This is a genomic window from Rhizobium sp. BK377, from assembly GCF_014193935.1.
Classification (GTDB): Bacteria; Pseudomonadota; Alphaproteobacteria; order Rhizobiales; family Rhizobiaceae; genus Rhizobium.
Genome location: NZ_JACIAC010000002.1, coordinates 1,097,080 through 1,117,863, shown reverse-complemented (window position 1 = coordinate 1,117,863; position 20,784 = coordinate 1,097,080). Strand labels below are relative to the sequence as shown.

26 protein-coding genes are annotated in these 20,784 nt (G+C 61.7%); 11 read left to right on the top strand and 15 right to left on the bottom strand.

Features of this window, described 5'->3' with window-relative positions:
• Positions 1-3 precede the first annotated feature (3 nt).
• Complete coding sequence (locus FHT92_RS14340; RefSeq protein WP_007815244.1) at positions 4-558, top strand: RNA polymerase sigma factor; 555 nt, start codon at positions 4-6, stop codon at positions 556-558.
• Positions 559-722: 164 nt separating this feature from the next.
• Here the strand turns inward: FHT92_RS14340 and FHT92_RS14335 are convergent, their stop codons facing one another.
• The 7 genes from FHT92_RS14335 to hemP all read right to left on the bottom strand — a co-directional run bounded on the left by FHT92_RS14335 (position 723) and on the right by hemP (position 5,822).
• Positions 723-1,124, bottom strand: coding sequence for a hypothetical protein (locus tag FHT92_RS14335; RefSeq protein WP_183826062.1), 402 nt, complete (start codon positions 1,122-1,124; stop codon positions 723-725).
• 107 nt (positions 1,125-1,231) lie between these two features.
• Positions 1,232-1,576 carry a YqjD family protein gene (locus tag FHT92_RS14330; RefSeq protein WP_183741468.1) on the bottom strand — a complete coding sequence of 115 codons (345 nt, stop codon included), beginning with the start codon at positions 1,574-1,576 and terminating at the stop codon, positions 1,232-1,234.
• Positions 1,577-1,710: 134 nt separating this feature from the next.
• On the bottom strand, positions 1,711-2,505 hold the full coding sequence (locus FHT92_RS14325) for a heme ABC transporter ATP-binding protein (RefSeq protein ID WP_183741466.1): 795 nt from the start codon (positions 2,503-2,505) through the stop codon (positions 1,711-1,713).
• 10 nt (positions 2,506-2,515) lie between these two features.
• On the bottom strand, positions 2,516-3,625 hold the full coding sequence (locus tag FHT92_RS14320; RefSeq protein WP_183826059.1) for an iron ABC transporter permease: 1,110 nt from the start codon (positions 3,623-3,625) through the stop codon (positions 2,516-2,518).
• Between the two features lie 2 nt (positions 3,626-3,627).
• Positions 3,628-4,554 carry a hemin ABC transporter substrate-binding protein gene (locus FHT92_RS14315; RefSeq protein ID WP_183826056.1) on the bottom strand — a complete coding sequence of 309 codons (927 nt, stop codon included), beginning with the start codon at positions 4,552-4,554 and terminating at the stop codon, positions 3,628-3,630.
• 11 nt (positions 4,555-4,565) lie between these two features.
• On the bottom strand, positions 4,566-5,615 hold the full coding sequence (locus FHT92_RS14310) for a hemin-degrading factor (RefSeq protein ID WP_183826053.1): 1,050 nt from the start codon (positions 5,613-5,615) through the stop codon (positions 4,566-4,568).
• Positions 5,616-5,636: 21 nt separating this feature from the next.
• Entirely contained in the window at positions 5,637-5,822 is a 186-nt protein-coding gene (gene hemP, locus FHT92_RS14305; protein WP_112544040.1) for a hemin uptake protein HemP, read from the bottom strand.
• Between the two features lie 181 nt (positions 5,823-6,003).
• Here hemP and FHT92_RS14300 point away from each other — a divergent pair, with 181 nt between their 5' ends.
• The 5 genes from FHT92_RS14300 to FHT92_RS14280 all read left to right on the top strand — a co-directional run bounded on the left by FHT92_RS14300 (position 6,004) and on the right by FHT92_RS14280 (position 9,000).
• A complete protein-coding gene (locus tag FHT92_RS14300; RefSeq protein ID WP_183826051.1) occupies positions 6,004-6,435 on the top strand; it encodes a hypothetical protein in 432 nt (143 codons plus the stop codon).
• Between the two features lie 72 nt (positions 6,436-6,507).
• Positions 6,508-7,890, top strand: a complete 1,383-nt coding sequence (locus tag FHT92_RS14295) for an energy transducer TonB (protein WP_183826048.1) — start codon at positions 6,508-6,510, stop codon at positions 7,888-7,890.
• A 108-nt stretch (positions 7,891-7,998) separates the two neighbouring features.
• Positions 7,999-8,406, top strand: coding sequence for a DUF2325 domain-containing protein (locus FHT92_RS14290; protein WP_183741454.1), 408 nt, complete (start codon positions 7,999-8,001; stop codon positions 8,404-8,406).
• Positions 8,403-8,675: a hypothetical protein gene (locus FHT92_RS14285; RefSeq protein WP_183741452.1), complete on the top strand. Its 273-nt coding sequence runs from the start codon at positions 8,403-8,405 to the stop codon at positions 8,673-8,675. Before FHT92_RS14290 ends, FHT92_RS14285 begins: the two co-directional genes overlap by 4 nt.
• A 10-nt stretch (positions 8,676-8,685) precedes the next feature.
• Complete coding sequence (locus FHT92_RS14280; protein WP_183826046.1) at positions 8,686-9,000, top strand: antibiotic biosynthesis monooxygenase; 315 nt, start codon at positions 8,686-8,688, stop codon at positions 8,998-9,000.
• 165 nt (positions 9,001-9,165) lie between these two features.
• Here FHT92_RS14280 and FHT92_RS14275 read toward each other — a convergent pair whose 3' ends face one another.
• Both FHT92_RS14275 and FHT92_RS14270 read right to left on the bottom strand, forming a co-directional pair.
• Positions 9,166-9,537, bottom strand: a complete 372-nt coding sequence (locus FHT92_RS14275) for a DUF423 domain-containing protein (protein WP_183826043.1) — start codon at positions 9,535-9,537, stop codon at positions 9,166-9,168.
• A gap of 2 nt (positions 9,538-9,539) precedes the next feature.
• A complete protein-coding gene (locus tag FHT92_RS14270) occupies positions 9,540-9,929 on the bottom strand; it encodes a group II truncated hemoglobin (RefSeq protein ID WP_183826040.1) in 390 nt (129 codons plus the stop codon).
• A gap of 242 nt (positions 9,930-10,171) precedes the next feature.
• Here FHT92_RS14270 and FHT92_RS14265 point away from each other — a divergent pair, with 242 nt between their 5' ends.
• The 5 genes from FHT92_RS14265 (at position 10,172) to FHT92_RS14245 (ending at position 14,257) form a co-directional block, all read left to right on the top strand.
• Positions 10,172-10,735 carry a TetR/AcrR family transcriptional regulator gene (locus FHT92_RS14265; protein WP_183826037.1) on the top strand — a complete coding sequence of 188 codons (564 nt, stop codon included), beginning with the start codon at positions 10,172-10,174 and terminating at the stop codon, positions 10,733-10,735.
• 19 nt (positions 10,736-10,754) lie between these two features.
• Positions 10,755-11,096 (top strand): DMT family transporter, encoded by a 342-nt coding sequence (locus FHT92_RS14260; RefSeq protein WP_183741444.1) that lies wholly within the window; start codon positions 10,755-10,757, stop codon positions 11,094-11,096.
• A gap of 182 nt (positions 11,097-11,278) precedes the next feature.
• Positions 11,279-12,064, top strand: coding sequence for a ThuA domain-containing protein (locus FHT92_RS14255; protein ID WP_183826034.1), 786 nt, complete (start codon positions 11,279-11,281; stop codon positions 12,062-12,064).
• Positions 12,065-12,073: 9 nt separating this feature from the next.
• The gene (locus FHT92_RS14250) at positions 12,074-13,117 is read left to right on the top strand and encodes a Gfo/Idh/MocA family protein (protein ID WP_183826032.1); all 1,044 of its coding nucleotides are present in this window, start codon (positions 12,074-12,076) and stop codon (positions 13,115-13,117) included.
• 306 nt (positions 13,118-13,423) lie between these two features.
• The gene (locus FHT92_RS14245; protein ID WP_183826029.1) at positions 13,424-14,257 is read left to right on the top strand and encodes an aspartyl/asparaginyl beta-hydroxylase domain-containing protein; all 834 of its coding nucleotides are present in this window, start codon (positions 13,424-13,426) and stop codon (positions 14,255-14,257) included.
• A gap of 180 nt (positions 14,258-14,437) precedes the next feature.
• Here FHT92_RS14245 and FHT92_RS14240 read toward each other — a convergent pair whose 3' ends face one another.
• The 6 genes from FHT92_RS14240 to FHT92_RS14215 form a co-directional block, all read right to left on the bottom strand.
• The gene (locus FHT92_RS14240; protein ID WP_183826026.1) at positions 14,438-14,833 is read right to left on the bottom strand and encodes a DUF1236 domain-containing protein; all 396 of its coding nucleotides are present in this window, start codon (positions 14,831-14,833) and stop codon (positions 14,438-14,440) included.
• Positions 14,834-15,045: 212 nt separating this feature from the next.
• Positions 15,046-16,158 (bottom strand): ABC transporter permease, encoded by a 1,113-nt coding sequence (locus FHT92_RS14235; protein ID WP_183826023.1) that lies wholly within the window; start codon positions 16,156-16,158, stop codon positions 15,046-15,048.
• Between the two features lies 1 nt (position 16,159).
• A complete protein-coding gene (locus FHT92_RS14230; RefSeq protein ID WP_183826020.1) occupies positions 16,160-17,284 on the bottom strand; it encodes an ABC transporter permease in 1,125 nt (374 codons plus the stop codon).
• Positions 17,281-19,041, bottom strand: coding sequence for an ATP-binding cassette domain-containing protein (locus FHT92_RS14225; RefSeq protein ID WP_183826017.1), 1,761 nt, complete (start codon positions 19,039-19,041; stop codon positions 17,281-17,283). Before FHT92_RS14225 ends, FHT92_RS14230 begins: the two co-directional genes overlap by 4 nt.
• On the bottom strand, positions 19,038-20,045 hold the full coding sequence (gene hlyD / locus FHT92_RS14220) for a secretion protein HlyD (protein ID WP_183741427.1): 1,008 nt from the start codon (positions 20,043-20,045) through the stop codon (positions 19,038-19,040). The genes FHT92_RS14225 and hlyD overlap by 4 nt, the downstream gene beginning before the upstream one ends.
• On the bottom strand, positions 20,042-20,731 hold the full coding sequence (locus FHT92_RS14215) for a CerR family C-terminal domain-containing protein (RefSeq protein ID WP_183741425.1): 690 nt from the start codon (positions 20,729-20,731) through the stop codon (positions 20,042-20,044). Before FHT92_RS14215 ends, hlyD begins: the two co-directional genes overlap by 4 nt.
• Positions 20,732-20,784: the final 53 nt, after the last annotated feature.

Sequence of the window (20,784 nt, the reverse complement as noted above, 5' to 3'; positions counted from 1 at the left end):
GGCATGGAAAAAGCGCAACCGAGCTTCAAGCGCGAACTCCTGGCGGCCCTCCCCAGTCTTCGTGCTTTCGCCATATCGTTGATCGGCCGGCACGACCGCGCCGACGACCTGGTTCAGGACACCATCATGAAGGCCTGGGCCAAGCAGGATCATTTCGAGATGGGCACCAATATGAAGGCCTGGCTCTTCACGATCCTGCGCAACGAGCTTTACAGCCAGATGCGCAAGAGCGGCCGCGAGGTGCAGGATAGCGACGGCTTGTTTACCGAATCCATGGCCACGCACCCCTCCCAATACGGCGCACTCGACCTGCAGGACTTCAAAAAGGCGCTGGATCAGCTGCCGCCGGATCAGCGCGAAGCGATCATTCTCGTTGGCGCATCGGGCTTCTCTTACGAGGAAGCAGCAGAAATCTGCGGTTGCGCCGTCGGCACCATCAAGAGCCGCGTGAACCGCGCGCGCCAACGGCTGCAGGATCTCCTGCAGATATCAGGCGAGGCGGATTTTGGCCCGGATGCCACGTCGGCGCCGTTGACCTCGAAGGCTTTTGCCTTCTGATCGACCTTTTCCGGGGAGGAAAGATGGCCGGCTGCCCATCGGGCGCCGGCTTTTTTGTCGCGGTGAGACGTCCGGCCGATTTCAAGACGATGCCGCAACGTATGGTGCAGCCAAAAACCTGTGCGCGTCATATTCTGCGGCAATAACCGTGAAAGACGTGATGGTCAGTCGTGATGCTTCGAGCCGAGCAGACTGGACGCGACAAGAGCGGCGACAATTCCCGCTGTCAGTAGTGGTTGGGAACGGATAAGGCCGAGGCCGGCGGTTGCCAGGGATTCCATGGCCGCACGGCGTTCGCGGACACGGCGCGCTTCCTGATGATTCATGATCGCCATAATGATGAAGACGACGATCGCGATCAGCAGCGCGCAGGCGGCCAGGAAAAGGGATGCGCCGATGGCGCCATAGATGCCCGCCAGCCAGATGGCCCCGGCAGTAACGGCGAGCGCATAGGCGGTCAGCAGAAAAAGCAGCGCAACGGCGATGAAGATGCCGTTGCGCTTGGTGCGTTCCACGGTGCGGTGAACGCTGGTGCCGACCAGCAGGCTCAGGATTGGGAAGAGCATCGAGCCTCCTAAAGCAATTCCAGCAAAAGTGCGCAGCGGTTTCGCATCCGGAATTGCGTTAAAACAAAGAGATGGCGTATTTCCGTCATTCGAAAAGAGCGGGAATACTAGCGTCGGGCGAGCATGGCGACGAGCAGGCCGAAGGCAGCCGCGGCACCGATTGTTGCGAGCGGATGGCGGCGTACGGTGTTTCGTACTTCGCCGGCGCTGCGCAGGTAACGCTGCTGCAATTCGTTCAGCAGATCCTCGCTGCGGCCGAGAATGTCCTCATAGCTTGCAGATGCCTGCGAGCGCAGCTTTTCACTCTGATGGCGGGAGGTCTTGCCGAGAACATGGGTGAGTTCGGCGAGTTCTTCGCGCAGCGCCTCGATCTGGTCTTCGATGCTGGTTTCGAGATGGTGGAGAGCGCCGTTGCGGCGGCTGCGGCTGGAATGGAAGAAGGAGTAGGCCATGACTGTCTCCATAGCTGGGCGTGGACAAGCGCCGCCCGGTTTCGCGCGGGGTCATTGCCATCAATGGCAGGGAAGAGAGCGCCCGGCTTTGACCCAAATCATTGCGGACAACGCATTCGGGTCGCAAAGGTTCCTCAGTTGACGGCCAAGGCGCTGTGGGCCAGCACGAAGGGCGTGCCGTCCGATGGCACCTTGTTGACGCGCAGGGGGCACCCGAAGACGGACTGCATGCATTCGTCCGTCAGCACCTCGCGTACATTGCCGGCGGCTGCCAGCCGGCCGGATTTCATCAGCACGATCCTGTCGGCGAAGAGAGCCGTCAGGTTGAGATCGTGCATGACTGCTATCACCCCGCCGCCGCGTTCGCAGAAATTGCGCGCCAGCGTCATGATCGTCAGCTGGTGGCTGATATCGAGACTGGAGACCGGCTCGTCGAGCAGCAGCCAGCAGGGCTTGCCGTCAACGACCGGCTGGGCAATCTGGCAGAGCACGCGGGCAAGCTGCACGCGCTGCTGCTCGCCGCCCGAGAGTTCCTGATAGAAACGCCCTTCGAAGCCGGCGAGATCAACGGCGGCAAGCGCTTTTGCGGCTGTCTCATCGGTCTGATCCGGGTGGAGGTTGAGGCCTGATGTCAGACCCATGCGAACGATCTCGCGCACGGTGAACGGGAAGGAGATACTGCTTGCCTGTGGCAGGACCCCCCTGACGGAGGCAAGCTGCCACGGCTTCAGTGTGCGCACCTCTTCGCCGTTGAGACGTACGGAGCCGTCATAGGCAAGCTCGCCGGAAACGGCCTTCATCGTCGTCGTCTTGCCGGAGCCATTGGGGCCGGCAATGGCGGTAAGCTCGCCGGCCTTCGCGGTGAAGGCGACGTCGCGAACGATGGTCTTGCCGGAGAGGCGCACGCTGACGCCGGAAACTTCGATCATTGGGGCAAACTCAGAGGGCAAGGCGCGAGCGCTGCCGCAACAGGATCCAGAGGAAGAAGGGGCCGCCGACCGCTGCCGTGATGATGCCGATCGGCAGTTCGGCCGGTGCGACGATGGTGCGGGCGAGCACGTCGGCGAAGATCAGCAGCGAGCCGCCAAGCAGGGCCGATGCCGGCAGCAGGAAGCGGTGGTCCGGACCGATCACCATGCGCAGAATATGCGGCACGACGATGCCGACGAAGCCGATGCCGCCGCTGACGGCGACCGAAGCGCCGGTTGCGGCCGCAACGGTGACGATGGCGATATTCTTCAGCCGCTGGACGGATACGCCCATGTGAAAGGCTGCGGCCTCGCCGAGCGTGATCGCATTCAAGCCCCGGGCCATGAAGGGCAGCGCGATGAAGGAAACTAGGATGATGGGGCCTGCTGCTGATATCTTGATCCAGGTGGCACCGGCAAGCGAGCCCATGCCCCAGAAGGTGAGATCGCGCAGCTGCTGGTCATTCGCCATGTAGATCAGCACCCCCGTCAGCGCCCCGGCCAAGGCGCCGAGCGCGATGCCGGCGAGCAGCATGGTGGCGACGGAGGTCTGGCCGTTGCTGGTGGCGACCCGGTAGAGCAGCAGGGTGGTGGCGAGGCCGCCGCCGAAGGCTGCAAGCGGAAGGGCGTAGATGCCGAGCACAAGGTAAAACGGTGCCGCGATCGTACCGCCGAGCACGATCATGATGACAGCGCCGAGACCCGCGCCGGAGGAGACACCGACAAGGCCGGGATCGGCCAGCGGGTTGCGGAACAGGCCCTGCATGACTGCGCCGGAGACGGCGAGCGATCCGCCGATCAGGAAGCCGAGGATGGCGCGGGGCAGGCGTATATCGAAGATGATGATCCGGTCGCGGGCGCTGAGCGCCGTTTGTGAGCCCGCCATGTTTTTCAGAACATCGAGAATGGACGCGTCCGATGCGCCTGTCGTGACGGAGAAGAGCAGCGCGAAGACGGAAGCCAGGACGAGCAGGGTGATCGCAAGCAAGGCCAGTTCGGTTCTATCGCCCGCCTGCCGGCTCCGTTGGAATAGAGCCGAAAGGGATCGCCTGTTTTCCATCATGGCTTCCGGAACGGCCATAATCAGCCCCCGTAGATCGCCGCGTTGAGTTCGCGGACAGCACTTGCCGTGCGCGGACCGAAGCCCAGGAGATGCATGCCGTCCATACGGATGATCGCCTTGTTTTCGCCGGCCGGCGTCAGCGCGATCGACGGCTGTGCCAGCAGATCCTCGTTCTTGATGCCGGCACCATCGCCGCGGTTCATCATCAGGATCACGTCCGGCTTGGCGCTGATGATCGCCTCATCGGTGAGCGGCTTGTAGCCGGGGAATTCGCCGGCAGCATTGATCGCGCCGGCAAGCTTGATGATGCCATCAGCAGCGGTGCCGATGCCTGAAGCCATGATGCGGCCGTTCTGGGCACTGAGGATGAAGAGAACGCGCTTGCGCTCCGCTTCGGGGCGCTTTCCGGCGTCTGCGACGGCGGCGTCGAGATCGGCGCCGACCCTTTCCTCAAGCGCCTTAGCCTTATCCTGAACGTTCAGCAGCGTGCCGACGCGATCGATCTTGGCGATGATGCCGTCGCGCGTATAGGCGTTCGGCACGGTCTCGAAGGGCACGCTGGCGTTCTTCAGGACGTTCAGCGCTTCCTGCGGGCCTGAGCCCTCGACGGCGATGATGGCCGTCGGGTTCATGGCGAGAATCCCTTCCGGCGAGAGGGCGCGCATATAGCCGACGTCGGGCAGCTTCAAGGCCGCTTCCGGATACGTGCTCGTCGTATCGCGGGCGATCAGCCTGCTTTCCTCACCGAGCGCGTAGATGACCTCGGTGACGTCGCCGCCGACCGAAACCAGCCGCGACGTGTCGAGCTTCTTTTCCTCAGCGTGCGCGGCGCGGACGAAAGCATAGTTCTCGCCCGCCGGTGCTGCGGGGATCAGCGGGGCGATGACGGCCGCAGTCAAGGCCAGTTCCCGGAGGCGGATCCGGCGCAGGTTGTTACGCATCTTCATCGTTGCGATCCTTATGCGGCGACGCTTGTTGCCCGTGGCAGATTTTCCAGGATGTCACGCCATTCGGCATTCTCGTCGGAGCCTTCCTTCCGCTTGCCGAAGAACTGGATGATCATCTTGCCATTAGCATCATAGGCTTCGAGCGAGGTGACGTGGCCGTCCTTGGTCGGCTTGCGTACAGCCCAGGTCTCGGCAATGTGGTCCTGGCGCAGATGCAGGTGGAAGGTTTCGTCGAGGATGTTGATCCAGGGGCCCATCGGCTGGACGTTGAAGATCGGGCCGGAATGGATTTGCACGATGCCGTTGTTGGCGACGAAGCACATGATCGGCAGGCCTGATTTGACGGAGGCATGCATCATCTTTACCGTCGCCGTATTGTCGAGCTTCCAGGCATAGTCCTCGCCGACGGTGCGCACGGCGGCCTGGCGGCCGATCTTCAGGCGCTTCAGCATGCCGAAGAATTCATGCGTATCGGTCATCTTGCTCCAGTTGTCGCGCAGCTCTTCGCGGCTGACATTGCCGTCTTCGTCGGCATCCGGGGCAGCCTCGGCTTCGACGAGTTCCTGGCTCTCGTCATCGATCTTCAGCTCGGCGACGATGCGATGGTAGGCTTCGACATTGGATGCCGGGCGCAGGTGGATCTTGTGAACGGCATTGCCGGTCTTGTCGAAATACTGAAGGCTGAGGCGTTCGGTGTCGCCATCCTTCTTGGTGACGGCAAAGGCGTGGACCCAGCGGCTCGGGAAGACGCGGAGATCGATGTTTTCGCCGAGCACGATCGCATTGTGCTCGCCGACCTTGATGTTTTCGTAGACGCCGATCTTCTCGTGCACGGCGCTTTCGTTGCGCGACAGCGCCATGACTTCACCGAGATCGGCGACACGTTCCAGGAGCTTTGCGGCGCTGGCATCGATCCTGATAGCGCTGATGCCGACTTCGGCGGCGACGAGGGCCGCCTCGGAAATCTTCAGCTGCGCGGCAATATCGCGCTCGCGCATTTTTGGGTTCTCAGCGCGGAATGCGCGGATTTCGGATGGTGCCGGTCTGCTCTGCTCGGTCATGTACTACCCTGCTTATCAAGCTTACTTGTTGAGAATGAGTTTGCCCTGACGGGTGATCTTCAGGCGGTAGATCACGCCGTCGTGCCTGATCATGATCTCGTTGGTGCCGGCAAAAAGATCGCCGCTTTCGAGAACACGGATCTCGGCCACTGCTGGCTCGTTGCGCAGCTGTGCGAGCTTAAAATTATCTGGCTTTTCAACCATCATTTCGGTCGGCTTTTCCCGTGATTGCGGGGTTGAAGGCCCCGGTTCCGGCTACATTTATCTTGACTCTCATACTCATAGTTTTTTAAAGACGCAATAATTGAAGACAAAAGCAGTCAAGTTTTTGACAGGGCTGTTTTGAAGCCGCCTTGGGGCGGTCGATTTGCTCTTTGGAGAGGTTATAATGACGGGTCGGTTTGCCGCTTTTGCGGCTGGTGTCTTGTTTTCGGTTTCGTACGCGGGACAGGCCTATGCGCAGGATGCGGCAGCGGCTTCCAAGCTCGATGTCGAGCTGAACGCGCTGACGCCCTCGCAGAAGGGCTGCATGATGACCTTCGTTGCCGAGAACAATCTGGCGACGCCGATCAACAAGGTCTCCTTCGAGCTTGCTTTCTTCAACGACAAGAACGCCGTCGACCGCATCACCGTGCTCGATTTCCGCGACCTGCCGCAGGGCAAGAAGCGCGTGCGCCAGTTCGATATGCCGAACGTAAAGTGCGAGACAGTCACGCGCGTGCTGATCAACGACACGCCCGTCTGTGACGGACCGGCGGCCGGCGAATGCATGAAGGGTCTCGTGACCCGCTCACAGATATCAGTTCCTTTCGAAGGCTAAGACCAGGTCGAAGGCCAAGACCGGGCCGGGAGGAAACCCGGTGCGCATGTTTCAGGTTGTCCGAGGCGTCAGATGGCAATTTCAGCGAAATCCAGATCGAGACACGTGCTCATCGAGGAGGAGGGCGCTGACAAGGGCCTGAATGACAACAATCCCGGCATGCATCCCGGCCACGAGCTTGTCGATCTGCGCAACGCGCAGCGCCAGCCGGCCGGAGAACAGGTCATCCACTATGCGCGTTTTGCGCAGATCTCCTCCTTCCCCGATCATCCGGAAGCCGCTCCCGCTGCTCCGGTGACACCGTTGCCGATGGATGCGGCGGTGGAGAAGCAGGAGGACGAGAAGGCCCCGGTGCGGCGGCGGCTGACACTGACCTGCATCTGCTCGCTGATCTTTCACGCGGCATTGGCGACTGCGCTGATCATTGCCTTTCCGAAAGCGCCTGAAGAGGCGATCGAGGAAGCCGGCCAGGCGATGAGCGTCGTCATGTACGGCGATTCCGATGTCGATCAGGCGGCGGCCGGCGAGACGGAGACGACGGTCCAGGAAGAAATCATTCCGGAGGCCGTCCAGCCCGATACCATCCAGCCGATGGAGACGGCGCAGGTGCAGCCGGAGGCGGTGCAGCCGACAGAGGTTGCGCCGGTTGAGACGCAGGATGCCGTTCAGCAGGCGCCGGCGCCGGAGGTGACGCGAGTCTCGCCCGAGACTTCTGCGGCAGTGGAGCCGGAAATTCTGGTGTCCGAAGTGCCGGCAGAGGATTCTGTCGTGCAGCCCATGTCGACGGTCGTTCCGGAGCAGCCGGCGCCCGTCGATACGGTTCCTTCGGAAATGCAGCCCGCCGAGATCCAGCCGACGAACGTCCAGCCTGCCGAGGTGCCGCCGGCTGAAATCAAGCCCGCGGAGACCCAACCGGAGGTCGCGCAGACCCCCGAAGAGGTCAAGCCCGTCGAAACGGCTGAAGTCCAGCCTGAGCCGGAAAAGCCGGAGGAGGTTGTCACGCCCACGCCGAAGCCGAAGGTAACGGCGCGGGAAAAGCCGGTTGAGAAGAAGCGCTCTCCGCAGAAAACAGCCGGCGACAAGGGCGATGCGCAGCAGTCATCGACGCGCGGCGTTGCCGAAGGGAACTCGTCCGCGCAATCTGACAACAGTTCTCAGGCCGCCAATGGCAATAATGGTGTGGGGACTGCCGCCACCGCGAATTATACCGGCAAGATTCGTAGCCGTATTCGCCGCGCGATCAGGAAGCCTCGGGGCGTCGAAGGTAGTGTTGTCGTCACCTTCTCGGTCAGCGGCAGCGGCAGCCTGACGTCGGCTCGTGTTTCGCGCGGTTCCGGCGTTCCGGAGATCGATCAGCTCGCTCTCGATGCGGTCCGTCGCGCGGCACCGTTCAGCCCTCCGCCGGGCGGCCAGGCGATGACCATGTCAGCGCCGATCGAGATCACGTCTCGATAATATGATAAAAATAATCAACTTTATACTTTACTACAAAAATCAAGTTTAATAAGGTCCCGGTCGCACACGCAGGAATCGTGTGATGATCAACGAGCGAACGGGTGGTAAATGGCTCGAAAGGCAAAGAAGGGGGCGAACCGGGACATCCGTGTTCAGGCCGATCAGGAGGCCAAAGAGACTTCCTCCGCGCGCTCCAAGCTGGATGGCCGCAGTTTCCTCTATGTGGGCGGCCGAGATTGCCAGGTGGCGCATCTTCGCCAGATCGCCAGTAATTTCGGCGCCGAACTCATCCACCATGATGGCGGTCTTCGCGAAGCGGTTTCGCGCATCGATACGCTGCTTCCCTCGGTCGACTGCGTGTTCTGCCCCATCGACTGTATCAGCCACGATGCCTGCCTGCGGGTGAAGACCGGCTGCAAGAAGTTCAGCAAGGCCTTCATTCCGCTGCGCAACGGCAGCAAATCCAGCCTGGAACGGGCGCTGCAGACGATGAATGAACGAGACAATTCCCGATGAACGAAGAACGCCCTGACGGGTTCACGATGATCGGCCTGCACAAGCTCGCCGCTCACGGTGGCGACGGCCTGGTGCCGGCGCTTTACGAGGTTTTCCTTGAGAATGCCGCGCGCCGGCGCAGTTATCCCAATGTGGTGCTGTTTCCCGCCTGGGAAGCACGCATGCCCGGTGAGGCGGCGGCATGGCCCCTTGGCGCGGATGCTGCTGACGGCAATAATATCGTCGCCTTTCCGACCTATGCCAGACGTGCAACTCAGAAAAAGGCGTAAGGAGCTTTTGATGTATATCGCGATGAACCGTTTCAAGGTGGCCGCTGGCGCCGAGGGCGATTTCGAGACTGTCTGGCGCAATCGCGATTCCAGCCTTTCTCAAGTTCCCGGTTTCGTCGAGTTCCGCCTGTTGCGCGGCAAGGCCAATGCGGAGGAGGGCTATACGCTGTTTTCTTCCCATACGCTCTGGCGTAGCGAAGAGGATTTTCTGAACTGGACGAAGTCGGAGAATTTCCGCGCCGCGCATCGCAATGCGGGGGAGCGCAGGGAGATGTACAAGGGGCCGCCGGTGTTCGAAGGCTTCAACGTTGTGGACGGCATATGATTGCTAAAGGCTAGCTCGGTGCCGGCCGCCCGCTCATCGCCCTTCGGGCCACCGACCGCGTGAACCACGGGTCTCAATCCGTCCTTCAGACCCCGAGGGGAGTAAGGGGACGTACCGCGGCGCCGATTTTCCCTTCTCCCCGCTGGGGAAGGGGGCTCCGAAGCTCTACGCCCGGACCCGCCAAAACGCACTCACTGAGACCGCCAGCCAGCCCAGCATCATGGCCCAGCCGCCTGATGGTGCTGCGTAGGGGAAGAGGCCGGAGCCGGTGAAGCGCAGGGTGATGAGATCGCCTGCAAAGAGCACCGTTCCCGCAATCATCAGCAAACCGGCAAGCCAGGCGGTTCTGATTTTGCTGGCACCCAGCGCCAGCGCCAGAAGGGCAGGGGCGTGGGCAAGGCACATGGCCGAAGCCGAGGCGGCCAGATGCGCGTTACCGCCGCCATGGGCGGCAAGTGCGGCAAGAGCCACCCCGGCAAGGCCGAACAGGCCGGCAAACAGATAGAACACCGGCTCCAGGCGCGCGTTCAGGCTCATGGCTATTCCCTGTTTTGCATGTGATGGGCGAGCCGTTCGACCGGCGTCCAGATGAGCTCGCGCAGCGCCTGGCTGGCGATGGTTTCATCCATGGCGCGGCGGAAGCAGAGCAGCCATTCGTCGCGTTCGACGGGACCAATCTCGGCGACGAAATGACGGCTGCGCAGGCGGGGATGGCCGCGCTTGTCGGTATAGAGTGGGGGGCCGCCGAGGTAGCCGGTCATATATTCGTAGAATTTCTCTTCGCTGCCTCGAAGGCTTGGCGGATGCACGGCGCGCACGTTCTTCGCCTCCGGCAGCGTATCCATCAACTCGTAGAAACGATGCGTCAGCGCCCGAACGACCGGATCGCCGCCGATCGCCTCGTATAAAGTGGTTATCTGTTCCGACAAGAAGCCATTCCTCTGATACCCGCCCGCGCGCGGCGTTCTCTCCACCGCTCGCGATTTTTTAGTTCAGCATCGGATTACCCGAAAGCCGCCTCACGTTCCGGCCGAAGTTCTCAATGCACCCGATCGAAAATCATCGCAACTGTCATCAAAACACCGCGGCATTTCGCGCATAATCCTTTATGAGGCAGGGCCTTCAATCGATTCTTCTTGACAAAACCGTCCAGACGGTATCTTTGTCGTTCATGTCGAACGCTCATCATCGCAAGAAACAGCCCGTGCTCGTGCGCCAGCAGTTGCTGGAGGTCGCCGCGCGTCTTGCCGGTGAGAAAGGCATGAGCGCTGTCACGCTCGATGCGGTCTCGGTCGCGTCAGGTGTCAGCAAGGGCGGGCTGCTGCATCACTTCCCGACGAAGAACGCGCTGCTGGACGCCCTGTTCGAAAGCCTGCTGGAGAAGTTCGACGCCGAGATAGACCAGCTGATGCGGGCGGATCCGTTGCCACAGGGCCGTTTCTCGCGCGCCTATCTCCAGGCGGTGTCCGGGCTGAAGGATCGTCCCGACGATTCCAGAAGCTGGACGCAGGTGACGATCGCGCTTCTTGCCGAACCCCGGCTGCGCCTGCGATGGCGCCAATGGGTGGCGGAAAGGGCCGAGGAATATATCGGCACCGACTCCGCGCTCGATACGCTGATCGTGCGTTTTGCCGCCGATGGTTTGTGGTTGGCAGATACGCTGGAAAGCCATGATATCAGTGGCGCTCTGAGGCGAGAGCTGATCGCCCGCCTCATCGAGCTGACCCACAAGTAGATTAAGAAGGAATACCGCAATGAACCCGGCTGTCGTCTATGGGTTGCTCGTTGCAGCCATCGTGCTTGAGGTGATCGGTACGACCGCCCTTCAGCTTTCCCAGCAGTTCACCCGTCTCGGGCCGACGGCGCTCGTCATCGCCTGCTATGGGGCTGCCTTCTATTGCCTGTCGCTGACGCTGAAGCATATCCCTGTTGGTATCGCCTATGCGATCTGGAGTGCTTTGGGAATTGTGCTCATTTCCTCCGTCGGCCTCGTGTTTTTCAAGCAGCGGCTGGATACGCCGGCCATTATCGGTCTCGGCCTCATCATCTCGGGCGTGGTCGTCGTCAACCTGTTCTCCAAGACCGTTTCCCATTGATCGGAAAGGGGCTTTTCCTTCGCATGGTGCAGGTAAAAGCCCTCTGTCAAAATACCGACAAAGGTCTATGTCTTCCTCTGACATCGAGGAGAGACTGATTTGGCTGGTCATCTTTCCAACGCGCCTTAAATCCCTTTCTTCCCGCCTGTCGCGCAATCCAGAGGTTCTACAGGAGCATCGCAATGGCCATTCGCACCATCGTCTGGGGAGAGAACATCCATGAGACAACCAATGAGATCGTCCGGGGCATCTACCCTGAAGGCATGCACACCACGATCGCCAAGGCGCTGAACACCGATCCGGCGATTTCGGCGACCACTGCGACGCTGCAGGAGCCCGAGCATGGCCTCACCGAAGCTCGGCTTGCCGAGACCGACGTTCTGACTTGGTGGGGCCACAAGGATCATGGTGGGGTCTCCGATGTCGTCGTCGAGCGCGTCGCCAAGCGGGTCTGGGAAGGCATGGGCCTCTTGGTGCTGCATTCCGGCCATTTCTCGAAGATCTTCAAGCGGCTGATGGGCACGCCCTGCGCGCTGAAATGGCGTGAGGCGGGCGAGCGCGAGCGTCTGTGGACGATCAACCAGCGCCATCCCATCGCCGCCGGCATCGGTGAGCATTTCGAGCTGGAAAACGAGGAAATGTACGGCGAGCAGTTCTCGGTGCCGGAGCCGTTGGAAACGGTGTTCATCTCCTGGTTCCAGGGCGGTGAAGTATTCCGCTCGGGCCTGACCTGGCGCCGCGGTGCCGGCAACATCTTCTATTTCCGCCCAGGTCACGAAACCTACCCGACCTATCACGATGCCAACGTGCAGAAGGTGCTGATCAACGGCGTGAAGTGGGCCTATAACCCCGAGGGTGCATTGAAGAGCATCACCGATGCTCCACATGTGCCGGTAGAAAAAGCACTGGAGCCGATCGTCGAACGCGGCCCGAGACTGCATCAGGCCGGCGAAGCCGGTTACCGCTGAGGAGCATCCATGCGACTACTCGTTCTTGGTACGGGCGTGATGGCGAAAAACCAGCTCGCCCATTTCGCGAATATGGACGGCGTAACCGTGGTCGGCGCCGTTGATACGGATTCCGACCGCCTTGCCGCATTCGCCGATAAGTTCAATATCGAGAAGCGGTTTCTGACGCTGGAGGAGGCGATCGTCTGGGGGGAGTTCGATGCGGCGACGAATATCACGCCTGACCGAATCCATTATCCGACCACCATGGCGCTGATCGCGGCCGGCAAGCATGTGCTTTGCGAAAAGCCGCTGGCGGAAAATTATCCGAAGGCTCTGGAGATGACGGAAGCGGCTGAAAAGGCCGGCGTCATTAACATGGTCAATCTCACCTATCGCAACGTCGCGCCGCTGCAGCGCGCCCGCGAGATGGTGCTGTCAGGCGAACTTGGCACGATCAAGCATGTGGAAGCCTCCTACCTGCAGAGCTGGCTGGTATCGCGCGCCTGGGGCGACTGGCGCACGGAATCCACCTGGCTGTGGCGCTTGTCCACCGGCCACGGTTCGAACGGTGTGCTCGGCGATGTCGGTATCCATATTCTCGATTTCGCCGCCTATGGGGCGGCGACCGATATCGATCATGTCTTTGCGCGGCTGAAGACCTTCAACAAGGCGCCGGGCGGCCAGATCGGCGAATACATGCTCGACGCCAATGACAGCTTCACAATGTCGGTCGATTTCGCCAATGGCGCGCTGGGCGTCATCCATGCCAGCCGCTGGGCGACCGGGCATCTGAACGAGCTGAAGCTGCGCATCTACGGCGAGAAGGGCAGTCTCGAAGTCATCCACCGCCCAAGCGGTTCGGAACTCCACGGTTGCCTCGGCGACGACGTAGAAACGGCGACCTGGAAGCCGGTCGACGTGCCGCCGGTTCCAACCAATTATCAGCGCTTTGCCGAGGCTGTCGCAACGGGCGTGCAGCTCGATCCGAACTTCCGTCACGCCGCAAACCTGCAGAAAGTGCTCGACCTTGCCATGGTCACCGAGCGCGACCGCCGCGAACTGAAAGTCTGATATTCTCGTGGACGTTTCTTCGAGATTGTTACCGCGCCCTTCGGGCGGCGGTAACATGCGGCAATTGATCGCTAAAACCTGTACTTAAGTGTACTTGAGCCACGCCCGGCACTATCCATATTTGCTCAATGGCCAACGCGGTAACCGGCATGTCGGTTTCCTGCGCGGAAGGCTATGTCATTCCCAGAGCATTTTCCCGTTTCTTCAAAACACGGAAGCGCTCTTTTCTTCGTTTTGACGCAATTCCGGATGCAAAACCGCTGTGCACTTTTGTTGGGAATTGCTCTAGTCCGCAACGGAAAACACATGACTGACGGTATCGCCAATACGCCTCTTCCCGAAAAATCCAGCCCCAACACGCAAGACTTTGCCACCGCCGGCATCGCCCCCATGGACCGGCCGAGCGCGATAACGCGTTTCTTCATGGGCATCGTCGCCTGGGCAGAGCGCCTGAACTTCAAATATGCAAAACTCGGCAATCCGCCGGTCTACGACATCGAGGTCTTCCCCTGGGCGAAGGAGGTCGAGAAGGCATGGCCTGAGATCCGCGCCGAACTCGACCGCGTGCTGGTGCGCCAGAGCGAGCTGCCGAGCTTTCAGGAAATCTCCACCGACGTGCAGACCATCTCCAAGGATGACCGCTGGAAGACCTTCTTCCTCGTTGGTTTCGGCGTGAAGTCGGAGCAGAACATCAGCGCTTGCCCGGAAACCTGGAAGGCCGTGCAGAAGATCCCAGGGCTGAAGACGGCGATGTTTTCGATCTTCGAGCCCGGCAAACATCTGCCGGCCCATCGCGGTCCTTATAATGGCGTGCTGCGCCTGCATCTCGGCATGATCGTGCCGGAGCCGGCCGACAAGTTGGCCATTCGCGTCAAGGACCAGATCTGCCACTGGCAGGAAGGCAAGGCGCTGATCTTCGACGACGCCTATGAGCACGAAGCCTGGAACCACACGGACAAGACGCGCGTCGTCCTGTTCATCGATTTCGTCAAGCCGCTGAAATTTCCGGCGCGGCTGATCAACTGGATTTTGCTCAATCTTGCGATTTTCACGCCGTTCATTCGCGAAGGGCTCGATAATCACAAGGAATGGGAAAAGAAGTTCTATGCGCAGGCGGAAGCGCTCCGGAATCGTGGATAAGAGCGGCCTGCAGGCTTCACCGCTTGCTCTACGTCATCCTCGGCCCTGTGCCGAGGATCTGCTGACGTTGATGACAAAGGCTACGGCTTAGATGCTTGGGACAAGCCCGAGCATGACGAAAATCAGCAGTTGTACCCGCATCCATAAACTGAAGGCCCCGCAAAAGCGGGGCCAACAGCATTACTCGATCACCTGAACCACACGATGGGTCTGCGGTTCGACGATCACGTGGCGGTTGTTGATGACCGTATAGGCGTAGCGCGGATTATCCGGCACCGGGATCACCTGGACTTCGGCCGGGAGCGGCTTGCCGACGACGGTCGGCTGCTGGACCACCACCGATGACGGCGGGGCCGGCTGCTGCTGGACGTAGGTTACGACCTCGCGCGGCGGCGGGTCGACCACTGCACCGGCGACACCGCCTGCTACGCCGCCAATTGCAGCACCCACGGGACCGCCCACGATTGCGCCGGTGATTGCGCCGCCGGCAGCACCGGTGACGGCTCCATCGGCCATCGCATTCGTGGCGAGCGACGAGAGCGCCAGCGCGCCGGACACAAGAATGATCTTGTACATTTTGCTTCTCCTTGACTCTGAGAGCATTTGCGTTTTTCGAGGAAAGACGGAAATGCTCTAACTCTTTGCTTTTCAAGCAGTTCCGGACGCCGAACCGCGTCACATATCTGCTCGGAACTGCCTTGGTTTGCGTTGAGGTAACGGGCCTGCCGATTCGATGTTCCTGATTTCAGGAGTCACGCTTTGGCAACTGAAGTCATAGTGCGTGAGGCCTATTCAAGCCTGCGGCGGAACAGCCAGGCGGCAGCACCTAGCGTCGCGCAGGCGATCAATGCCAGCGGAACGGTCTGGTTCAGCACCTCGGAGGCGGGGATATCTTTCAGGAAGACGCCTTTGACGATGATGAGGAAATAGCGCAGCGGATTGATAACAGTCACCGGCTGCAGCCAGCCCGGCATGTTCTCGATCGGGGTTGCGAAACCCGAGAGCAGCATGGCCGGCACCATGAACAGGAAGGCGCCGAGGATCGCCTGCTGCTGTGTCATCGAGAGCGCCGAGATGAAGAGGCCGAGGCCCGCCACCGAACCCAGATAGAAGATCGAGCTGCCGTAAAGCAGGAAAAGCGAGCCGCGCAACGGCACGCCGAAGATGAAGATCGCCGCCAGCACATAGAGTGTCATGTGGAAGAGGCCGATCATGACAGGCGGAATGAGTTTGCCGATCAGGATCTCGTGGACACGCAGCGGCGAGACCATCAGCTGGTCGAAGGTGCCGAGTTCCCGTTCGCGGGCGATGGAGAGGGCCGTGACGATGAGGCCGATCAGAAGCGCGATGCTGGCGATCAGGTTCGGCACCATGAACCATTGATAGGTGAGGTTGGCGTTGAACCAGTTGCGCGGCACGGTCGCCACCGTTTTCGCCATGGCGCGCCGGCCGGCCGGCGTTTCGGCCGAGAGCGTCATGCCGATCTGGGTCAGATAGCCGGAAACGATCTGCGAGGCGTTGGAGCGGCGTCCGTCGAGGATGATCTGCAGGTCAGCCGGAATGCCCGACTCGATGTTGCGGGAGAAATCCGGGCCAATCTCGATTGCCGCAATTGCCGACTGGCCGTCGATCGCCTCGCGGATGTCGCTCTGATTCCCGGCAGTCTCGATGTGCCGGAATGTCGGGGAGCCCTGAATGCGCTCGATCAGCTCCTGTCCCCAATGGCCGCTGTCGCGGTTCAGCACAATGACATCGACATTGCGCACCTCGAGCGTCGCCGCATAGGAGAAGATAAGAAGCTGCATGATGGGCGGCCCGATCAGCACGAAGCGTCCCCGCGGGTCGCGCAGCACGGCGAGCAGTTCCTTGACGATGAGAGCACGAAGCCGGGTCCACCACATCTCAGCCGATCCTTTTTCGCGTACTGCGGGCAGCCAGCACGAACATGATGCCGCCGATAGCAAGCATGACGGCGATCGCGCGGGCAAACATCGGCCAGATGTCGCCGGCCAGAAACACCGTCTGCAGACTGGGGATCAGATAGCGGGCGGGCACGATGATGGTGATCCACTGGATGATCCGAGGCATCGAATTGATCTCGAAGAGAAAGCCCGACAGCAGGAAGGCCGGCAGGAAGGCGGAGATCAATGCCAGCTGCGAGGCGAGGAACTGGTTCTTGGTTGCCGTCGAGATCAATAGGCCCTGGCCGAGCGCCGGGATCAGGAAGGCGGCAGATAGCGCATAGAGGGCTGCGACCGAGCCGCGGAACGGCACGCCGAACAGGAAGACCGCGAGCAGCACGCAGAGTGTCATCGAGGCAAGGCCGAGGATGAAATAGGGCAGGATCTTGCCGGCCAGCAGCTCGGCCGCCGTCACCGGTGTCGCCATCATCGCCTCCATCGTGCCGCGCTCCCATTCCCGGGCGACGACGAGCGAGGTCAAGAGCGTGCCGACCAGCGTCATGACGATGGCTATGGAGCCGGGGACGAGGAAGTTGCGGCTGGTCAGCTCCGGATTGAACCAGAAACGCTGCTCGATGGCGATGGGCGGTCCCGCCGCAATCGTTTCGGATAGCCGCTGCCGCTCCCAATTGGCGACCGCACCCTGTACGTAGTTCTGCACGAAATTGGCGGTGTTCGGGTCCGACCCGTCGACGAGAACCTGGATTTGCGGGTGATTGCCGGCGGCATAATCGGTCGCGAAATCGGCTGATATGACGACGATGCCGCGCACATTGCCGAGTACGAGATCGTCTTCGAACATGCGCCGGTCGCGCCCGACGGTGACGGAGAAGTAGCGCGAGGCCTGGAAGCTTGCCGCAAGATCCTGCGTCAGCGGCGTTGCCTGCTCCAGGACGAGGCCGATGCGGGTACGGGTCGTATCGAGCGACACGCCGTAGCCGAAGAGGAAGAGCAGGATCAGCGGCAGCACGAAGGCGATGAGAATGGTGCTGGGGTCGCGGATCGCCTGATAGCTTTCCTTGCGCACGAGGGCGATGAAGCGGCGGCTGCGGGAGGAGGTGCTCATGCGGCTTCCTCCGCTTTCGAGTCCTGTTCCTTTTCCGACTCCTGGACGAGGGCGATGAAGGCATCCTCCATCGTCGGGTCGGGCTGTTCTTTCGTCGCGACACGGGCCTTCAGTTCGTCGGGGGAGCCAAGCGCAATCGAGCGGCCGCGATAGATCAGCGAGATGCGGTCGCAATATTCGGCCTCGTCCATGAAATGCGTCGTCACCAGCACGGTCACGCCTTTTTCGACGAGCGCGTTGATATGGGTCCAGAATTCGCGCCGGGTGATCGGATCGACGCCTGAGGTCGGCTCGTCGAGGAAGAGGGCGCGCGGTTCGTGCATGACGGCGCAGGCGAGCGCCAGGCGCTGCTTGAGGCCGAGCGGCAGGTCCTTGGCCGAGTGGCGCGCGTGGCGGGCGAAGTCGAAGATCTCGGTCATCAGCTCGATGCGCTCGCGCCGCCGGCTGCCTGAGAGGCCGTAGACGCCGGCGAAGAATTCGAGGTTCTGCATGACGGTGAGATCGCCGTAGAGCGAAAATTTCTGCGCCATGTAGCCGAGCTGGTTGCGGGCTTCGGCTGCATCCTTGCGCAGATCGAAACCGGCAACACGGCCTTCGCCCTCCGTCGGCTTCAACAGGCCGCAGAGCATCTTGAAAGTGGTGGATTTGCCGGCGCCGTTGGGGCCGAGCAGGCCGAAGATCTCGCCGCGGCTGATATCGAAGGTGATCTTGTCGGCGGCGGTGAACTCCCCGAAGCGCTTGGTCAGGCCATGCGCCTCGATGACGGGCCGGTTGCCCATCTCGCTCGGCGGCCCCTGCGCTTCGGCGAGTTTCGAACGCCCGCCGGGACCACCGCCCAGCATGTCGACGAAGGCATCCTCGAAGCGGGGAGGGGCGGGGGTGAGCTTTGCCCCGTTGCCGGCGCCGCCGATATCGGGGGACTCGTCCTTGCCGGCAACGAGGCGGATGGCATCGCCCTGGATGACGCCGTCGATGACGCCTTTCGTCTGCAGGAGTTCGGCCAACACCTGCCGCCTGCGGCCTGTCACGCCCGATACCTTGAAGACGCGATCTTCCACGCGGCCGGTCAGGTCATGCGGCTTGCCGGAAAAGAGCAGCTTGCCCTGGTTGAGCAGCAGAACATGATCGCAGGCCTCGGCTTCATCCAGATAGGCGGTCGACCAGAGAACGCCGATGCCTTCCTGCGTCAGGTTCTCGACCATTTTCCAGAGATCGCGGCGCGAGATCGGATCGACGCCGACGCCCGGCTCGTCGAGCAGCAGCAGGCGCGGCTTCTTCAAGAGTGCGCAGGCAAGGCCGAGCTTCTGTTTCATGCCGCCCGAGAGCTTGCCTGCAAGCCGCGTCGTGAAGCGCTTGAGATCGGTGAAGGTCAGGAGTTCCTCGAAGGCGGCTGCGCGCTCGCCTTTCGGCAGGCCGCGCAGATCGGCATAGAGATCGAGATTTTCCTGAACCGACAGATCCTCATAGAGGCCGAAGCGCTGCGGCATGTAGCCTATCGCCGCCTGGATGCCGGCGGGGTTCTTCTGCGTATTAAAGCCCAGCACTTCGACCGTGCCGCCATCGGGCAGCATCAGGCCGGTCATCAGCCGGATCAGGGTCGTCTTGCCGGCTCCGTCGGGGCCAACGAGGCCGGTGATGGCGCCACCCTTGACCTCGCCGGAGACGGCGTCGAGTGCAGCCGGGCCATCGCCGAAGCGCTTGCTCACGTCGGTAAGCCGGACCAGCACCTCATCCGTTTTGGCGGGGGACGGGCTCATCGCGCGGCCAGCGCGGGAAAGCGCACGGTAACCGGCATGCCCTGGCGCAAGTCCTGGCCGGGCTTGTCGATGACGATGCGCAGGCGATAGACAAGATCGGTGCGCAATTGCGGCGTCTCGACCGATTTCGGCGTGAATTCGGCCACCGGCGAGATGAATCCAACAGTACCGTCATAGGGCTTGTCGGCTTGCGTATCCGAGGTCACCTGGACCTTCATGCCGGGATGCAGGCGACCGAGATCGCCTTCGGCCACATAGCTGCGCACCCAGACCGGCTGCGTCAGCGAGAGCACATAAACGGTATCGGCGGGTGAGACGATGGCGCCGGGTTCGCGCACGCGGGAGAGGATGACGCCGTCATCAGGCGCGCGCAGCTCGGCATCGGCAAGCGAGATGCGGGCGGAGGTGAGCGAGGATTGCGCGGCTTTCAACTGCGCTTCGGCATTGGCAATGTCTTCCACGCGGCTGCCCTCCTGCAGGAGTTTCAGCGCTTGTTCGGATGATTCCGCACGGGCTGCCGCCATCGAGCGGTTGGCGGTCGCCTGATCGAGGCTGGCCTCCGAGATCGTGCCCTGGGGGCGAAGCTGGCGGGCGCGGTCATAGGCGATGTTGGCATTGCGCAGCGCGGCAAGGCTTTCATCATGGGCGGCCTCTGCCTGGGCGATCTCCGTCGGGCGCGGACCGGCCTTCAGCTTGTCGAGCGTTGCCTGCAGGGCGGCGACATTGGCCTCAGCCGAAGCGACGGCCGCTTCGAAGGGTGCTGCGTCGAGCGTACCCAGCACGTCGCCGCTCTTGACCATATCGCCCTCATCGACGGCAAGCGAGGCAAGCCGGCCATTGACGCGAAAGCCGAGAGAGACCTGGCGGATATCGACATTGCCGTAGAGCGCGAATTCTCGTGTGCGCTCGGGCAGCCAGCCGAACTTCTGAGGCAGCCCGTACCACCAGGCGGCGGCGCCTGCCGCAATGAGAATGAGAATGGCAAGGGGAATGATCCGTCTCATCGGCTGTTTCCTTTCGCCTGCTGCAACTGGCCGACAAGTTCTGCAACGAGATTGCGCAGGGCCTGAAGCTGGCCCGGGCCGACCGACTGCCATTCCATCTGGGCAAGAACGGCGGCGTGGGCGACGCGGAAGATCATGATGTTGCCGATGAAGGCCAGCGTGCGCAGCCGCACATGCTCGCAAGCCGGGTCTTCGCGCAGGATGGTGCCGATCATCTGCCGCGCCATGCCGATCATCGGACCCATCAGGCCCTGATAGACCCTTGCGAAGGCCTCGGTCGGCTCCATCTGCTCGCGGATGATGAAGCGCGCCCAGGGCTCGGATTCCTTGCTGACGAAAAGGGTGACCATGGCCGTTGCCATCTCCGTCAGGAAACGCCGCGCCTCCTCTTCGCTGAGCGCCTCTCCGGTAGCAGCGAGTTCCCCGAGATGGGCGCCGATCCGCTGCCGCAGGCCGCCGATATGGCGCTCGATGCGGGAGACCAGATATTCCGCGGTCGCGACATAGAGGCCTTCCTTGCCGCCGAAATAATAGGGGATGGCCTGCAGGTTGACGCCGGCAGCCTCGCTCAGCTGGCGTGTCGAAGCCCCGTCGAAGCCGTAGCGGCCGAAGACATCGAGCGCGGCGGACAGCAGCTTTTCGCGGGTGATCTCGGCGCGGTTCGGTTGGGTTTGTTCATCAGTCATGGCTCATATATAGCAGAGCCGGCGATTTCAGTCAATCGAATGAATGTATGCAT

Coding starts and splice junctions, on each gene's coding strand:
- FHT92_RS14340 (WP_007815244.1), top strand. CDS start 4: ATGGAAAAAGCGCAACCGAGCTTCAAGCGCGAACTCCTGGCGGCCCTC.
- FHT92_RS14335 (WP_183826062.1), bottom strand. CDS start 1,124: ATGCTCTTCCCAATCCTGAGCCTGCTGGTCGGCACCAGCGTTCACCGC.
- FHT92_RS14330 (WP_183741468.1), bottom strand. CDS start 1,576: ATGGCCTACTCCTTCTTCCATTCCAGCCGCAGCCGCCGCAACGGCGCT.
- FHT92_RS14325 (WP_183741466.1), bottom strand. CDS start 2,505: ATGATCGAAGTTTCCGGCGTCAGCGTGCGCCTCTCCGGCAAGACCATC.
- FHT92_RS14320 (WP_183826059.1), bottom strand. CDS start 3,625: ATGGCCGTTCCGGAAGCCATGATGGAAAACAGGCGATCCCTTTCGGCT.
- FHT92_RS14315 (WP_183826056.1), bottom strand. CDS start 4,554: ATGAAGATGCGTAACAACCTGCGCCGGATCCGCCTCCGGGAACTGGCC.
- FHT92_RS14310 (WP_183826053.1), bottom strand. CDS start 5,615: ATGACCGAGCAGAGCAGACCGGCACCATCCGAAATCCGCGCATTCCGC.
- hemP (WP_112544040.1), bottom strand. CDS start 5,822: ATGATGGTTGAAAAGCCAGATAATTTTAAGCTCGCACAGCTGCGCAAC.
- FHT92_RS14300 (WP_183826051.1), top strand. CDS start 6,004: ATGACGGGTCGGTTTGCCGCTTTTGCGGCTGGTGTCTTGTTTTCGGTT.
- FHT92_RS14295 (WP_183826048.1), top strand. CDS start 6,508: ATGGCAATTTCAGCGAAATCCAGATCGAGACACGTGCTCATCGAGGAG.
- FHT92_RS14290 (WP_183741454.1), top strand. CDS start 7,999: ATGGCTCGAAAGGCAAAGAAGGGGGCGAACCGGGACATCCGTGTTCAG.
- FHT92_RS14285 (WP_183741452.1), top strand. CDS start 8,403: ATGAACGAAGAACGCCCTGACGGGTTCACGATGATCGGCCTGCACAAG.
- FHT92_RS14280 (WP_183826046.1), top strand. CDS start 8,686: ATGTATATCGCGATGAACCGTTTCAAGGTGGCCGCTGGCGCCGAGGGC.
- FHT92_RS14275 (WP_183826043.1), bottom strand. CDS start 9,537: ATGAGCCTGAACGCGCGCCTGGAGCCGGTGTTCTATCTGTTTGCCGGC.
- FHT92_RS14265 (WP_183826037.1), top strand. CDS start 10,172: ATGTCGAACGCTCATCATCGCAAGAAACAGCCCGTGCTCGTGCGCCAG.
- FHT92_RS14260 (WP_183741444.1), top strand. CDS start 10,755: ATGAACCCGGCTGTCGTCTATGGGTTGCTCGTTGCAGCCATCGTGCTT.
- FHT92_RS14255 (WP_183826034.1), top strand. CDS start 11,279: ATGGCCATTCGCACCATCGTCTGGGGAGAGAACATCCATGAGACAACC.
- FHT92_RS14250 (WP_183826032.1), top strand. CDS start 12,074: ATGCGACTACTCGTTCTTGGTACGGGCGTGATGGCGAAAAACCAGCTC.
- FHT92_RS14245 (WP_183826029.1), top strand. CDS start 13,424: ATGACTGACGGTATCGCCAATACGCCTCTTCCCGAAAAATCCAGCCCC.
- FHT92_RS14240 (WP_183826026.1), bottom strand. CDS start 14,833: ATGTACAAGATCATTCTTGTGTCCGGCGCGCTGGCGCTCTCGTCGCTC.
- FHT92_RS14235 (WP_183826023.1), bottom strand. CDS start 16,158: ATGTGGTGGACCCGGCTTCGTGCTCTCATCGTCAAGGAACTGCTCGCC.
- FHT92_RS14230 (WP_183826020.1), bottom strand. CDS start 17,284: ATGAGCACCTCCTCCCGCAGCCGCCGCTTCATCGCCCTCGTGCGCAAG.
- FHT92_RS14225 (WP_183826017.1), bottom strand. CDS start 19,041: ATGAGCCCGTCCCCCGCCAAAACGGATGAGGTGCTGGTCCGGCTTACC.
- hlyD (WP_183741427.1), bottom strand. CDS start 20,045: ATGAGACGGATCATTCCCCTTGCCATTCTCATTCTCATTGCGGCAGGC.
- FHT92_RS14215 (WP_183741425.1), bottom strand. CDS start 20,731: ATGACTGATGAACAAACCCAACCGAACCGCGCCGAGATCACCCGCGAA.